Raw genomic sequence first — 14,773 nt, forward strand, 5'->3', positions numbered from 1 at the left:
ATGGAATATTAAGTATTACCTATTTTCAATCCTAGAGAATCTATTGACTAACTTTATTAGCAAGATCAGCAAATACTATAGCTTTATCAACACTATCTTTTTCCAAAGCTATAATGACTTGTTTTATCAATAAATTGACCAGTGATTTAGAATAAGGTAACTGTTCTTTAGTCATATTACTAATCTTATTTAAAATAACATCTTCAGGTAAAATATCTTGAAAATAGCAGATGACTTTGAAATAAAAATCATTGTACTGTGTCACACCATTCAGATAAGTAACTACCAGGTTAATCTCATCTTGAGGCAGCCTCATATTTAACCCTAAATTTGAAATAAAAAGTTTAGCCAATATTTTGAGAACATTGCTTTCTATTCTATCACAGGATTGTTGTTTTTGGAAACTGAAAATTCTCATGATATCTTCATTATCTCGATAAGATTCCAGTAAAGTTAATTGCTCTAAATCAGTATTAGAAGTTCCAGCCTTAACTTTTGAATCTAGAATGGATACTTCATTGATAGTTACCCCAACCTCCAACGTTTGTAAAGCTTTAATAAATTTATCAATACCTATTTGTGTCTCACCATTTTCAAAACGTGATAGAGTTGATTTTGATAATTGAGCACTTTTGGCTAGAGAACTTAGGGATATACCTTTGTCCTCTCTCAACTCTTTTAAAATTTTTCCATAATTTTTCATACAAAAACTTTACTATATTTGTTTCTTTTATGCAACAAAAAGCATCCTCATAGGGGATGCTTTTTGCCCTTATTTTAGTGTACTGAATAATTTGGTGCCTCATTTGTAATTTGAACATCATGGGGATGGCTTTCTTTCAAGCCAGCTCCTGACATTTCAACAAATTGAGCATTATCATGAAGTTCTTTTATGTTCGCTGCACCTACATATCCCATACCAGAGCGAATGCCACCAAGCATTTGGAAAACAATATCGGCTACTGAACCTTTGTATGCTACACGACCTTCAATACCTTCTGGAACCAATTTGTTAGCCTCGTTTACAGAACCTTGGAAATAACGATCGCTTGAACCTTTTTTCATTGCTGCAATTGAGCCCATACCACGGTATGTCTTGAACTTACGCCCTTGGAAAATTTCTGTTTCTCCTGGCGCTTCATCTGTTCCTGCAAACATTGAACCTAGCATAACTGCATTTCCACCTGCTGCAAGTGCTTTTACAATATCACCTGAATATTTAATACCACCATCAGCAATGATAGTCTTACCGTACTCACGCGCAACAGCCGCTGCATCGTAAATAGCTGTAATCTGAGGAACACCTACCCCAGCAACGACACGAGTCGTACAAATTGAACCTGGACCAATACCAACTTTAACGACATCCACACCTGCATCATAAAGTGCACGCGCTCCTTCTGCTGTAGCAATATTTCCCGCAATCAATGTGCGATTAGGGAAGTGAGCACGAATTTCAGCAATTTTACGGAGCACACCAGCTGAATGTCCATGTGCTGTATCAATGACAATAGCATCTGCACCTGCTTCAAACAAAGCTTCTGCACGTTCAAAAGTATCAGAGGTTACACCTACTGCACCTGCAACTAAGAGACGTCCAAATTCATCTTTTGCTGCCTTAGGAAATTCAATAACTTTTTCGATATCCTTAATAGTAATAAGTCCTGAAAGACGTCCCTCATCATCTACTAAAGGTAGCTTTTCAATACGATGCTCATGAAGAATACGCTCTGCAGTTTCAAGATCTGTACCAATAGGAGCTGTTACAAGATTTTGACTTGTCATGTGCTCTGAGATTAGTTGTTTATAATCAGAAATGAAACGCATATCACGGTTAGTAATAATTCCAACTAATTTACGATTCTCGAGTGTCTCTACAATAGGAACTCCACTAATGCGATAGTTTTGCATCAATTCCTCAGCTTCAGAGACAGTATTATCTGGTGTCAAGAAGAATGGGTCAATAATAACACCATTTTCTGAGCGTTTAACTTTACGAACTTCTTCTGCTTGATCAACTATTGACATATTTTTATGAATGATACCAAGCCCACCAGCACGTGCAATAGCAATAGCCATCTTACTATCTGTAACTGTATCCATTGCAGCTGTAATGATTGGAATGTTTAATGTCAAATTATCAGCCAACTTTGTCTTCATATCAACTTCATTTGGTAAAACATGGCTTTCAGCAGGAATAAGCAGAACATCATCAAAAGTAAAACCTTTTTTCAAAAACTTAGTATCCCAATTTGACATCAAAAAATCCTCTTTTCTTAGATAGTAGATATAAAAAATCCCATTAAAATTATATTGTTACTATCATATCACGCTAAAATCATTTGTCAATATAAAAAGAGCATAGAATTAATAGCTTCTAGCTCTTTAAAGTAATGAAAAAATCTTCTTAATTTTCTATTTTTTTGAGAAGAAGAAAGGCGGCGTATACTGACTTAATTTCTCAAAACACTTTTGAGCTTCTTCACTATTATTACAAATAATCAAACAAGTATCATCACCACAGACAGTTGCTAAGATCTCAGGTAATAAAATCGAATCTAATATGGAGCCAAAAGATTGAGCTAAGCCAGGTAGTGTCTTCAAAACGATTTGGTTTTGAACTGGAAACAGCATGACTAGGGCATCTTCCATGTAAAAACGTAACCGTTCTTCCCAACGCTTCTGAGATATACTATGAATCTCATAATAAGTTTCTGTAGCATTATCACTGCTTTCGTTAACCTTAATTAAATTAAGTTCCTTCATATCTCGAGATAATGTTGCTTGCGTCACTGAAACGCCATTTTTTTCTAGTAATTCCCTTAACTCATGTTGTGTACGCACCTTAGTCTCAGAGACTAAGGAACGAATTAATTGGTGTCTTGTTTCTTTTTTATTCATATAAACTCCTTATTCAATGAATTTCTTGAAATAATTTTTATTATTATAGAGAAGCTTCTTTCCTTTCATTTCAACGATATCTTTTTGGCGTAATTCCTTTAAAACATGACTAACTGTCTCGCGAGTAGTTCCGCTCATATTGGCAATTTCAATCGTTGTAATAGGAAAAGGTAAATGTCCCCTTTCTGTAGGAACTTGCAAAAGTAGAGTTGCAAGCGATTGGATAACTCTCATACTGGCACTTGAAGTCACCATATTACGAAGTCGTATTTCATGAACTCGTAATAGCTTAGAATATTTCCGACAAAGATGCTTCATTTGATTGATATTTTGAAGAGAGTATTCTTCGTATAAAGCCATTGGCAGAGAAAAATACTCAATATCCGTAATAGCCACTGCTGAAAAATGGTAATCATCATCCAAAAAGAGACCTCCATAAGGAAAAACCGTACCTTGTCTAACATAATCTGTATAAATGAAAGAACCAGAAGCGTCTGATTGTTCAATTTTTACATGTCCTGACTGGATTAAAAACAGTTTTTCACGGTAATCACCTTCAAAAAATAAGGTATGATTTTTTAGAGCTGTACGATGTTTAATGTGGCTCACAATATGGTCAAATTGTTCAATAGTAAAGTGTTTAAAATCATCTAGTTGTCTGAAATAAAAATATTGTTCTTTTGTAATCACCTGATTTTCTAGACCTTTCTAATCATTAGATGCAAACATTTTTTGTATAATGAAAATTTTTTAATGTATAAAATTTTCTTGTCACGATAAATCCTCCTTCATTATAGCAAAAAAATTCGTAGAAAGAACGTTTTTCGTTGAATTTTGAAAACGCTTTTGAGAAAATGTAATTGTTCTGATATCTTTTAAAAAAATTGAGAGGCCTTCATGACTAAATTTATTGTTGATTCATCGTACTGGAATTTGTTTCCAACTTCTAAAATTGGAGTAATCTTAATCAAAGATTATCACATGGACAGAAACCTTGAAACAGAACTTAAACAGTTACTGTCTGATAGTCATTCTTTAGCAAAAAAATATTTGCAAGAGAAAGAATTCAGTCAAAACAGAGTTATCCAAACTTATCGCAAAGCATATCAAACCTTTAAAACTAAAAAAGGTGCACGTTCAAGTATCGAAGCATTATTGAAGCGAGTTAATTCAGGAAACGAAATTACTAGTATAAATCCTCTAGTTGATATCTATAATGCCGCTAGCCTTAGGTTTGGATTACCTATTGGTGCTGAGGATAGTGATACATTTAGAGGTGATTTAAAACTAACTATTACCAATGGTGGTGATGAATTTTACTTGATTGGCGAAGATTTTAACAGACCAACTCTTTCAGGTGAGCTTGCCTATGTTGATGATGTTGGAGCAGTTTGCCGCTGTTTTAATTGGCGTGATGGAAAACGTACTATGATTACCGATAATACTCAGAATGCTTTTTTAGTTATCGAATTAATTGATAATGGAAGAGAAATTATTTTTAAAGAAGCGTTGGACTTTATCGCCACCAATACAAATCGTTTTCTAAAAGCTAAAACACAGACCATCATATTAGATAAAGAACACAGTGAAATAACGCTATAACATTAAAACGAAAAGTAAAAATTTTACTTTTCGTTATTTTTTTAGGTTAATAATTTCTCACTTTCCAACGATAAAAGAAAGAAATTGTATAGAAATCGCTTTCATTTCTATAAATTTAAATTTTTTTGGATATAATCGTGACATTCTTAACACTTTTAATGCGAATAACTTCCCTATTTTATATTCAAAAGAAAGTAGAATGTAAATGTAGATATAGAGATAAATCCTGTTTCAATACAAATCTCTAACTAAGAAAGGAGTAAAATATGACTCAAACACATCCAATTCATGTTTTCTCAGAAATTGGAAAACTTAAAAAAGTTATGCTACACCGTCCAGGTAAAGAAATAGAAAATCTGATGCCTGATTATTTAGAGAGACTCTTGTTTGATGATATCCCATTTTTGGAAGATGCACAAAAAGAACACGATGCGTTTGCACAAGCACTTCGCAACGAAGGAGTCGAAGTACTTTACCTTGAAAATCTTGCTGCCGAGTCGTTAACAAACCAAGAAATTCGTGAACAGTTTATCGATGAGTACATTGGCGAAGCAAATGTTCGCGGTCGTGCTACTAAAAAAGCTATTCGAGAATTATTACTCAATATCAAAGATAATAAAGAACTTATCGAAAAAACTATGGCAGGTATCCAAAAGTCTGAGCTACCTGAAATCCCATCTTCTGAAAAAGGTCTAACTGATCTTGTCGAATCTAATTATCCATTTGCCATAGATCCGATGCCAAATCTTTACTTTACACGTGATCCATTTGCAACTATTGGGAATGGAGTTTCATTAAATCATATGTTCTCTGAAACACGTAATCGCGAAACTTTATACGGTAAATATATCTTTACACATCACCCAGAGTACGGTGGAAAAGTCCCTATGGTCTATGAACGTGAAGAAACAACTCGTATTGAAGGTGGAGATGAGCTTGTCCTTTCTAAAGATGTCCTTGCCGTTGGTATCTCTCAACGTACTGATGCTGCCTCTATTGAAAAACTCTTAGTCAATATTTTTAAACAAAATTTAGGTTTTAAAAAGGTTTTAGCATTTGAATTTGCAAATAATCGTAAATTTATGCACCTTGACACAGTCTTTACAATGGTTGACTATGACAAGTTTACAATTCACCCAGAAATTGAAGGCGATCTTCGCGTTTACTCTGTAACTTACGAAAACCAAGATCTTCATATTGAAGAAGAAAAAGGTGATTTGGCAGATCTTCTAGCGAAAAACCTAGGAGTTGAGAAAGTGGAATTGATTCGTTGTGGGGGTGACAACTTAGTCGCTGCTGGACGTGAACAATGGAATGATGGTTCAAATACATTAACTATAGCACCAGGTGTCGTTATCGTTTACAACAGAAATACAATCACAAATGCAATCTTAGAGTCCAAAGGATTGAAATTAATTAAGATTAATGGAAGTGAATTAGTTCGTGGGCGTGGTGGACCACGCTGCATGTCAATGCCATTTGAACGTGAAGACCTTTAAAATTTATGAAGCTATTAGTCAATCACTTGCCTTACCAAAGAGCTGCAAGCCTATATATTCGCTTTTCTGTTTTCGTTATCGAAAGAAATATAAAAATGGAAGAAGAATTCGATGATAATGACGAGCAAGATACTATTTATGCTGTTCTTTATGATGGGAAACAGCCAGTTTCAACAGGACGCTTTCTTCCTGAAACTCAAACAGAAGCTCGTTTGACTCGAATTGCGACTTTAAAAGGTTATCGTGGTAACGGCTATGGTACCAAAATTATTATAGCACTAGAAAATTATGCAAAAGAAAATGGTTATCACTATCTAACTATACATGCTGAATTGACAGCAAAAGATTTCTACCAGACACTTGGGTATCAAGCTACTGGGAATATTTATATGGAAGACGGGGAAGCCTGTCAAACACTCGAAAAATATTTAATTTAAAGGAGACATTAACATATGACACAAGTATTTCAAGGACGTAGTTTCTTAGCAGAAAAAGATTTTTCTCGTGAGGAATTTGAATATCTTATTGATTTTTCAGCTCATTTAAAAGACCTTAAAAAACGTGGTGTTCCTCATCATTATCTTGAAGGTAAAAATATTGCTCTCTTATTTGAAAAAACATCTACTCGTACTCGCGCAGCCTTTACAACTGCAGCAATTGACCTAGGCGCTCATCCGGAATACCTTGGTGCAAATGATATTCAACTTGGTAAAAAAGAATCAACAGAAGATACTGCTAAGGTTTTAGGACGTATGTTTGATGGTATTGAATTCCGTGGTTTTAGCCAAAGAATGGTTGAAGAGCTTGCTGAATTTTCTGGAGTACCTGTCTGGAATGGTTTAACAGATGAATGGCATCCAACACAAATGCTAGCTGACTACCTTACTATCAAAGAAAACTTCGGTAAACTTGAAGGTATTACTCTTGTTTACTGTGGTGACGGACGTAACAATGTTGCCAACTCGCTTTTAGTGGCTGGGACTTTGATGGGGGTCAATGTACACATCTTTTCTCCAAAAGAACTTTTCCCTGCTGAAGAGATTGTTAAATTGGCTGAAGAATATGCCAAAGAGTCCGGGGCTCACGTTCTCGTTACTGATAATGTAGACGAAGCTGTAAAGGGAGCAGATGTCTTTTACACTGATGTCTGGGTATCGATGGGAGAAGAAGATAAGTTCAAAGAACGCGTTGAACTTCTTCAACCATATCAAGTAAACATGGAACTGATTAAAAAAGCTAATAATGATAATCTTATCTTCTTACACTGCTTACCTGCATTCCATGATACAAATACCGTTTACGGCAAAGACGTCGCTGAAAAATTTGGCGTCAAGGAAATGGAAGTTACTGATGAAGTCTTCCGTAGCAAATATGCTCGTCATTTCGACCAAGCTGAAAATCGTATGCACACTATTAAAGCTGTAATGGCTGCAACCCTTGGAAATCTTTTCATTCCAAAAGTTTAAATTAAACGACTATAGGGAGTTGACATATAGTCAATTCCCTATTTTAGGAAATGAGGTATAAAATGGAAAAAGAAAAAAAATTAGGTCTTTTACCACTAACAATGCTTGTCATTGGCTCTCTTATCGGTGGCGGAATCTTTGATTTAATGCAAAATATGAGTTCCAGAGCCGGTTTGGTACCAATGCTTATTGCTTGGGTAATTACTGCTATCGGGATGGGGACTTTCGTTTTAAGTTTTCAAAATTTATCTGAAAAAAGGCCGGACCTAACAGCTGGAATCTTTAGTTACGCTAAAGAGGGGTTTGGAAACTTTATGGGATTTAACTCTGCATGGGGTTATTGGTTATCAGCTTGGCTTGGAAATGTTGCCTACGCTGCACTCTTATTCAGTTCACTCGGTTATTTCTTTAAATTCTTTGGTAATGGAAATAATATCATCTCAATTATTGGAGCAAGTATAGTTATTTGGGTTGTCCATTTCTTAATTTTAAGAGGTGTTAATACAGCTGCATTTATTAATACCATAGTTACCTTTGCAAAATTAGTACCTGTTATTATTTTCTTAATTTCAGCGTTATTAGCTTTCAAATTTAACATTTTTAGTCTTGATATCTGGGGAAATGGATTACATCAATCAATTTTCAACCAAGTCAATTCAACTATGAAAACCGCTGTTTGGGTATTTATTGGTATTGAGGGCGCCGTTGTCTTCTCAGGTCGTGCTAAAAAACACTCTGATATTGGTAAAGCAAGTATCCTAGCATTATTCACTATGATTTCACTTTATGTATTGATTTCTGTTTTATCACTTGGTATCATGTCACGTCCAGAACTTGCAAACTTAAAAACACCAGCTATGGCTTACGTTCTAGAAAAGGCTGTTGGTCACTGGGGCGCTATCTTAGTTAACCTTGGTGTTATCATTTCAGTATTTGGCGCTATTCTTGCTTGGACTTTATTTGCAGCAGAATTACCATATCAAGCTGCTAAAGAAGGTGCTTTTCCTAAATTCTTTGCAAAAGAAAATAAAAACAAAGCTCCAATCAATTCACTCTTAGTCACTAATCTTTGTGTACAAGCATTCTTAATCACGTTCTTATTCACACAAAGTGCTTATCGTTTTGGTTTCGCATTAGCATCATCTGCTATCTTAATTCCTTATGCTTTTACAGCACTATATCAATTACAATTCACACTCCGTGAGGATAAGTCAACTCCAGGACATCAAAAGAATTTAATTATCGGTATCCTCGCTACAATCTATGCTGTTTACCTTATCTACGCTGGTGGTTTTGATTACTTACTTTTGACAATGATTGCTTACACTCTAGGTATGATTCTCTATATTAAAATGAGAAAAGATGACAAGCTTCCTATCTTTGTGGGATATGAAAAAATTAGTGCCATTGTCATTCTAGCGCTTTGCTTATTATGTATTATTGAAATTATGACTGGACAAATTGACATTGCTGCAATCCTAGCAGGTTAGTCATTAGAAAGAGGGATAAATTGGTAAAAGAACATCAAAAAATCGTAGTTGCCTTAGGTGGCAACGCTATTCTATCAACAGATGCTTCAGCAAAAGCACAACAAGAAGCATTAATCAACACATCAAAATCACTGGTCAAACTGATTAAAGAAGGCCATGATGTCATTGTTACTCATGGAAATGGTCCCCAAGTTGGTAACTTATTGCTACAGCAAGCAGCTTCAGATTCTGAAAAGAATCCAGCAATGCCTTTGGATACTTGTGTTGCCATGACAGAAGGAAGTATTGGTTTTTGGTTACAAAATGCTCTTAACAATGAATTACAAGAACAAGGCATTGACAAAGAGGTTGCAACAGTGGTAACTCAAGTTATTGTAGATGAAAAAGATCAAGCTTTCACTAATCCAACAAAACCTATTGGCCCATTCTTATCTGAAGAAGATGCCAAGAAACAAGCCCAAGAAACAGGTTCAAAATTTAAAGAAGATGCTGGCCGTGGATGGCGTAAAGTCGTTCCTTCACCAAAACCGGTTGGTATCAAAGAAGCTTCTGTTATTAGACGGTTAGTGGACTCTGGTGTGGTTGTTATTAGCGCAGGTGGCGGAGGTGTACCAGTTATTGAAGATGCTAATACAAAGGCATTAAAAGGGGTTGAAGCTGTTATTGACAAAGACTTTGCCAGTCAAACTTTATCAGAACTTGTTGATGCTGACTTATTCATCGTCTTAACTGGCGTTGACAACGTTTTTGTTAATTTTAATAAACCTAATCAAGAAAAATTAGAAGAAGTTACTGTTTCACAAATGAAACAATATATCACTGAAAATCAATTTGCCCCTGGAAGTATGCTACCAAAGGTCGAAGCTGCGATTGCTTTTGTTGAAAATAAACCTGAATCACGAGCTATTATTACTTCACTTGAAAATATTGATAATGTTTTAGCCCAAAATGCAGGGACACAAATTGTTGCAAATTAAACAATGTAGATTACCATTACATACACTCCTTATTAATGTCACTCCTTAGGCATTCCTATAATAAAAGAGAGCTAGATATATCTAGCTCTCTTTTATTATAGGACATATATTATTTAAAATAGTTCAAACCCATGGCTGATTTAACCTCATCCAAAGTAGAGGCTGCAACAGCTTGAGCTTTCTCACTACCTTTTTGTAACATTTGATAAACTTGTCCCATATCTTTAGCATATTCGAGGCGACGTTCTCTAATAGGTGATAATTCACGCTCTAAGATATCAAGTAGATAACGTTTTGTTTTAACATCCCCAAGTCCACCTTTTTGATAGTGTTCTTTCATAGCAGTAATCTCTTTTTGGTCTTCATCTCTTCCAAAAACATCAAGGTAATGAAATACCATATTACCTTCGATTTGTCCTGGTTCTTCTACTTTAATGTGGTTTGGATCAGTATACATACTCATAACTTTTTTCTTAACTGTATCCATATCATCTGCTAAAAAGATTCCATTATTTAATGACTTAGACATTTTTGCATTACCATCTAACCCTGGCAGACGACCTGCTGCATCATTTTCTGGATAGATTCCCTCTGGTTCAACTAAAACCTGACAATTATAAGCATGATTGAAAGATCTAACTATTTCACGTGTTTGTTCAATCATTGGTTTTTGGTCAGTCCCTACAGGAACAAGGTTAGCTTTAAAAGCGGTTATATCAGCTGCTTGTGCAACAGGATAAACTAAGAATCCTGCTGGAATAGACTCACCAAAACCTTTTTGAGCAATTTCTGTTTTTACAGTTGGATTACGTTCTAAACGTGCAAGTGAAACCAAGTTCATATAATACATACTTAATTCTGCTAACTCAGGAATTTGACTTTGAATGAATAAAGTCGACTTGTTTGGATCTAACCCAACAGCTAAATAATCAAGTGCAACATTACCAATTGATTCAACAATAGTTTGCGGATCTTTAGCATGGTCTGTCAGTGCTTGTTGGTCTGCTAAAAAGACAAATAAAGTATAGCTACCCTCATTTTGAAGTAGAACTCTATTTTTTAAGCTACCTACATAATGTCCAATATGCAACTTTCCTGTCGGTCTATCACCTGTTAAGATAATTGGTTTTGTCATGTTTACTCCTTAATATACCAAAGATATCATTTCATATAGTTATCTTATCATGTCACAAGCCCTATTGCAATTCATCCCTACAAGAAACATTCACCTTATTAAGATGATTAAACATTATGTAACGTTAAATCGTTCTTAATAATTTCAATCGTATAATGAATCATAATAATTAAAAGCGTTATCGTCACACCTAAAATAGCTCTATATGCAAAAATATCGTAAACTATTGCAGCTACCAATGCTCCAATAATAAATGCTAGAACTACCAGTGAATAATTGATAGCTCGTCTTTTTTGCATAGCCGTTCTCTGACGATTAACAATATACTCATACCAAAATTGTAGCATTTTCCGATAATTACCAGAAGTCATTAAGATAGTATATGGTTCCGATTCAATGCGACTTCCTGAAAATGTCAACATTAAAATACCTGTGCTAAAGGCTAATAAAGCTACCCAGATATTGTGGTTTACATTTTCAACAAAAGGAATAAACATCGTAGAAAGTAAAAGGGGACATAATGCATATAGACGCCAAAAAGCTGTTACTGCACGTTCTTTAATCACAATACCAACCAAAAAACCAATTGAAAAAAAGGAAATAGAAAATAATTTAGTGATAAAAAAGTGAAAATCATTTTGTCCGAGATTTGCCACCATCAAGATAATATTACCTGTCTGTGTTGCAACAAGGGAGTGAAACTGCATGTGACTATAAACGTCAATAAAACCACCAATAAAACCCAATAATACAGCCATTTTTCTTCCATCTTGTGGCATTATAATATCATCTCTGCGCATTATAGCAAATTCTCCTTCTTGTATTATCATGTTTTCTATTATATACCAATAAAATAGGCATTCAACTCAAAAATATCGAGAAATTTCTTTTCTAAATTTACTTGACTACCAAGTCTCGCTGTTAGATAATAGGTAATAATAAGTTTTGATAAAATAAAAATGTTATGACTGAGTTGTCAATATTATTTATTGACAGCTTTCTCTTTTTATCATGTTATTATTACTAAAGTTAAGGAGCTTATCATGTCTAAAAAAATTAAGAATTTTATACTATTAAATATTGGATCTCTAATTGTTGCATTTGGTTTCAACGCTTTCTTTCTTCATAATCATATTGTCACGGGGGGGATTAGTGGTTTGGCAGTTAGTTTTCATGAAGTATTTGGTTGGGATTCTGCTTTTTTTATTATGATTATCAATATTCCATTGCTCCTTCTTTGCTACTTTGGCTTAGGTAAACAAACCTTTTTAAAAACTGTCTATGGTTCTTGGATTTTTCCTGTTTTTATTAAGTTAACACAAAGTGTACCAACTTTGACCCACAACCCACTCCTCGCAGCACTTTTTGGAGGTGTTATTGTAGGATGTGGTTTGGGGATTGTTTTTTGGAGCGACTCTTCAACTGGTGGAACGGGGATTATCATTCAATTCTTAGGAAAATATACTCCTATAAGCCTTGGACAAGGGGTTATATTGATTGATGGACTTGTTACAATTGTTGGTTTCCTAGCTTTTGACAGTGATACGGTTATGTTTTCTATTATTGGGTTGATAACTATTAGTTATATTATTAATGCTATCCAAACTGGATTTACAACCTTAAGCACTGTCTTAATCGTTTCTCAAGAGCACCAAAAAATTAAGACATATATCAATACTGTCGCAGATAGAGGAGTAACAGAAATTCCCGTTAAAGGGGGATATTCTGGAACTAATCAAATCATGCTTATGACAACTATTGCTGGTTATGAGTTTGCTAAATTACAAGAGGCAATAGCAGAAATTGACGAAACAGCCTTCATAACAGTAACTCCAACATCACAAGCTTCTGGACGTGGATTTAGTCTTCAAAAAAATCATGGACGTCTTGATGAAGACATTCTTATGCCAATGTAATCGATTGATAATTAAAGCTTTTTCTAGTAGAATAGCAGATAGAATATACACAAGAGGTAACAAAATTGCTTACAGTTTCAGATGTTTCACTACGTTTTAGTGATCGCAAATTATTTGATGAAGTTAACATTAACTTTACAGCAGGAAATACCTATGGTCTTATCGGAGCAAATGGCGCTGGTAAATCAACTTTCCTTAAAATTTTAGCTGGTGATATTGAACCAACAACAGGACATATTGCACTTGGCCCAGATGAACGCCTTTCTGTACTTCGCCAAAATCATTTTGATTATGAAGATGAGCGCGTCATTGATGTCGTTATCATGGGTAATGAAACACTTTATAGTATCATGAAAGAAAAGGATGCTATCTACATGAAAGAAGATTTTTCTGATGAAGATGGTGTTCGCGCTGCGGAATTAGAAGGAGAATTTGCTGAACTCGGTGGATGGGAGGCTGAAAGTGAGGCTTCTCAATTACTCCAAAATCTAAATATTTCAGAAGAGCTTCATTATCAAAATATGAGTGAACTAGCTAATGGAGACAAAGTTAAAGTTCTCCTTGCAAAAGCTCTCTTTGGTAAACCAGATGTACTTCTCCTTGACGAGCCTACCAATGGACTTGATATCCAGTCTATTACTTGGTTAGAAGATTTCTTGATTGACTTTGAAAATACAGTTATTGTAGTTTCCCACGACCGTCATTTCTTGAATAAAGTATGTACACATATGGCTGACCTTGATTTTGGAAAAATTAAACTGTTCGTCGGTAACTATGATTTCTGGAAAGAATCATCAGAATTAGCAGCTCGTTTACAAGCTGATCGTAATGCTAAAGCAGAAGAAAAAATTAAACAACTTCAAGAATTCGTTGCACGATTTTCAGCGAATGCTTCAAAATCAAAACAAGCAACTTCTCGTAAAAAAATGCTTGATAAAATTGAACTTGAAGAGATTGTACCATCAAGCCGTAAATACCCATTCGTTAACTTTAAAGCCGAACGCGAAATGGGAAATGATTTATTGACCGTTGAAAATCTCTCTGTCACTATTGATGGGGAAAAAATCCTTGATAATATCAGTTTCATTCTTCGTCCTGGTGATAAAACTGCACTTATTGGACAAAATGATATCCAAACTACTGCACTTATTCGAGCATTGATGGGGGATATCGAATATGAAGGAACAATCAAATGGGGAGTAACAACTAGTCGTTCTTACCTTCCAAAAGACAATTCACGAGATTTTGCTTCTGGCGAGTCAATCTTAGAATGGCTTCGTCAATTTGCTAGTAAAGAAGAAGACGATAATACCTTCTTACGTGGTTTCCTAGGTCGTATGCTTTTCTCTGGAGATGAGGTTAACAAATCTGTTAATGTCTTATCTGGGGGTGAAAAAGTACGCGTTATGCTTTCGAAATTAATGCTATTAAAATCTAATGTTCTTGTTCTTGATGATCCAACAAACCACTTAGATTTGGAATCTATTTCAAGTCTCAACGATGGACTAAAAGATTTCAAAGAATCTATTATTTTTGCAAGTCATGACCACGAGTTTATTCAAACTTTAGCGAACCATATTATTGTTCTTTCTAAAAACGGAGTTATCGATCGTATCGATGAAACTTACGATGAATTTCTTGAAAATACCGAAGTACAAGCTAAGGTCGCTCAACTCTGGAAATAATCCTTTGGCATATCTCTAACCTAATAAACGTGTCAAGATTGAAAATCTTAAAACTATATTAATCATTTAAATAAAAAGGTTGGAACAAATAGTGTCCAGCCT

Annotated in this window: 14 protein-coding genes; 8 read left to right on the plus strand and 6 right to left on the minus strand. The window is 34.8% G+C overall.

What is annotated here, in order from left to right; all coding sequences use genetic code 11:
* Positions 1-40 precede the first annotated feature (40 nt).
* From EGX96_RS04865 to EGX96_RS04880, 4 genes are all read right to left on the minus strand, one after another.
* On the minus strand, positions 41-703 hold the full coding sequence (locus tag EGX96_RS04865) for a helix-turn-helix domain-containing protein (RefSeq protein ID WP_001865840.1): 663 nt from the start codon (positions 701-703) through the stop codon (positions 41-43).
* A gap of 74 nt (positions 704-777) precedes the next feature.
* On the minus strand, positions 778-2,259 hold the full coding sequence (gene guaB / locus EGX96_RS04870) for an IMP dehydrogenase (RefSeq protein WP_000073440.1): 1,482 nt from the start codon (positions 2,257-2,259) through the stop codon (positions 778-780).
* 156 nt (positions 2,260-2,415) lie between these two features.
* Positions 2,416-2,901 carry an arginine repressor gene (locus EGX96_RS04875; RefSeq protein ID WP_001034427.1) on the minus strand — a complete coding sequence of 162 codons (486 nt, stop codon included), beginning with the start codon at positions 2,899-2,901 and terminating at the stop codon, positions 2,416-2,418.
* Positions 2,902-2,910: 9 nt separating this feature from the next.
* Complete coding sequence (locus EGX96_RS04880; protein WP_000628851.1) at positions 2,911-3,591, minus strand: Crp/Fnr family transcriptional regulator; 681 nt, start codon at positions 3,589-3,591, stop codon at positions 2,911-2,913.
* A gap of 207 nt (positions 3,592-3,798) precedes the next feature.
* On the opposite strand from EGX96_RS04880, the gene EGX96_RS04885 reads away from it, so the two are divergent.
* The 6 genes from EGX96_RS04885 to arcC all read left to right on the plus strand — a co-directional run bounded on the left by EGX96_RS04885 (position 3,799) and on the right by arcC (position 9,935).
* Positions 3,799-4,503 (plus strand): B3/B4 domain-containing protein, encoded by a 705-nt coding sequence (locus tag EGX96_RS04885; RefSeq protein ID WP_000159980.1) that lies wholly within the window; start codon positions 3,799-3,801, stop codon positions 4,501-4,503.
* 266 nt (positions 4,504-4,769) lie between these two features.
* Positions 4,770-6,002 (plus strand): arginine deiminase, encoded by a 1,233-nt coding sequence (gene arcA / locus EGX96_RS04890; RefSeq protein ID WP_000194841.1) that lies wholly within the window; start codon positions 4,770-4,772, stop codon positions 6,000-6,002.
* Between the two features lie 5 nt (positions 6,003-6,007).
* Positions 6,008-6,439 carry a GNAT family N-acetyltransferase gene (locus EGX96_RS04895; RefSeq protein ID WP_000772114.1) on the plus strand — a complete coding sequence of 144 codons (432 nt, stop codon included), beginning with the start codon at positions 6,008-6,010 and terminating at the stop codon, positions 6,437-6,439.
* A gap of 15 nt (positions 6,440-6,454) precedes the next feature.
* Positions 6,455-7,468 (plus strand): ornithine carbamoyltransferase, encoded by a 1,014-nt coding sequence (gene argF / locus EGX96_RS04900; protein ID WP_000195397.1) that lies wholly within the window; start codon positions 6,455-6,457, stop codon positions 7,466-7,468.
* 62 nt (positions 7,469-7,530) lie between these two features.
* Positions 7,531-8,958: an arginine-ornithine antiporter gene (gene arcD / locus EGX96_RS04905; RefSeq protein ID WP_000410015.1), complete on the plus strand. Its 1,428-nt coding sequence runs from the start codon at positions 7,531-7,533 to the stop codon at positions 8,956-8,958.
* A 20-nt stretch (positions 8,959-8,978) separates the two neighbouring features.
* On the plus strand, positions 8,979-9,935 hold the full coding sequence (gene arcC, locus EGX96_RS04910; RefSeq protein ID WP_000237848.1) for a carbamate kinase: 957 nt from the start codon (positions 8,979-8,981) through the stop codon (positions 9,933-9,935).
* A 109-nt stretch (positions 9,936-10,044) separates the two neighbouring features.
* On the opposite strand, the gene trpS is transcribed toward arcC, so the two are convergent.
* Both trpS and EGX96_RS04920 read right to left on the minus strand, forming a co-directional pair.
* A complete protein-coding gene (gene trpS, locus EGX96_RS04915; protein ID WP_000165475.1) occupies positions 10,045-11,070 on the minus strand; it encodes a tryptophan--tRNA ligase in 1,026 nt (341 codons plus the stop codon).
* Between the two features lie 107 nt (positions 11,071-11,177).
* Positions 11,178-11,870 carry a YoaK family protein gene (locus EGX96_RS04920; protein ID WP_123957847.1) on the minus strand — a complete coding sequence of 231 codons (693 nt, stop codon included), beginning with the start codon at positions 11,868-11,870 and terminating at the stop codon, positions 11,178-11,180.
* A 243-nt stretch (positions 11,871-12,113) separates the two neighbouring features.
* Between EGX96_RS04920 and EGX96_RS04925 the strand changes: the two genes are divergently transcribed.
* On the plus strand, positions 12,114-12,986 hold the full coding sequence (locus tag EGX96_RS04925) for a YitT family protein (protein WP_000037681.1): 873 nt from the start codon (positions 12,114-12,116) through the stop codon (positions 12,984-12,986).
* 65 nt (positions 12,987-13,051) lie between these two features.
* A complete protein-coding gene (locus tag EGX96_RS04930; protein ID WP_000958804.1) occupies positions 13,052-14,671 on the plus strand; it encodes an ABC-F family ATP-binding cassette domain-containing protein in 1,620 nt (539 codons plus the stop codon).
* Positions 14,672-14,773: the final 102 nt, after the last annotated feature.

This window comes from Streptococcus sp. FDAARGOS_520, assembly GCF_003812685.1.
In the GTDB taxonomy this organism is placed as follows: domain Bacteria; phylum Bacillota; class Bacilli; order Lactobacillales; family Streptococcaceae; genus Streptococcus; species Streptococcus agalactiae.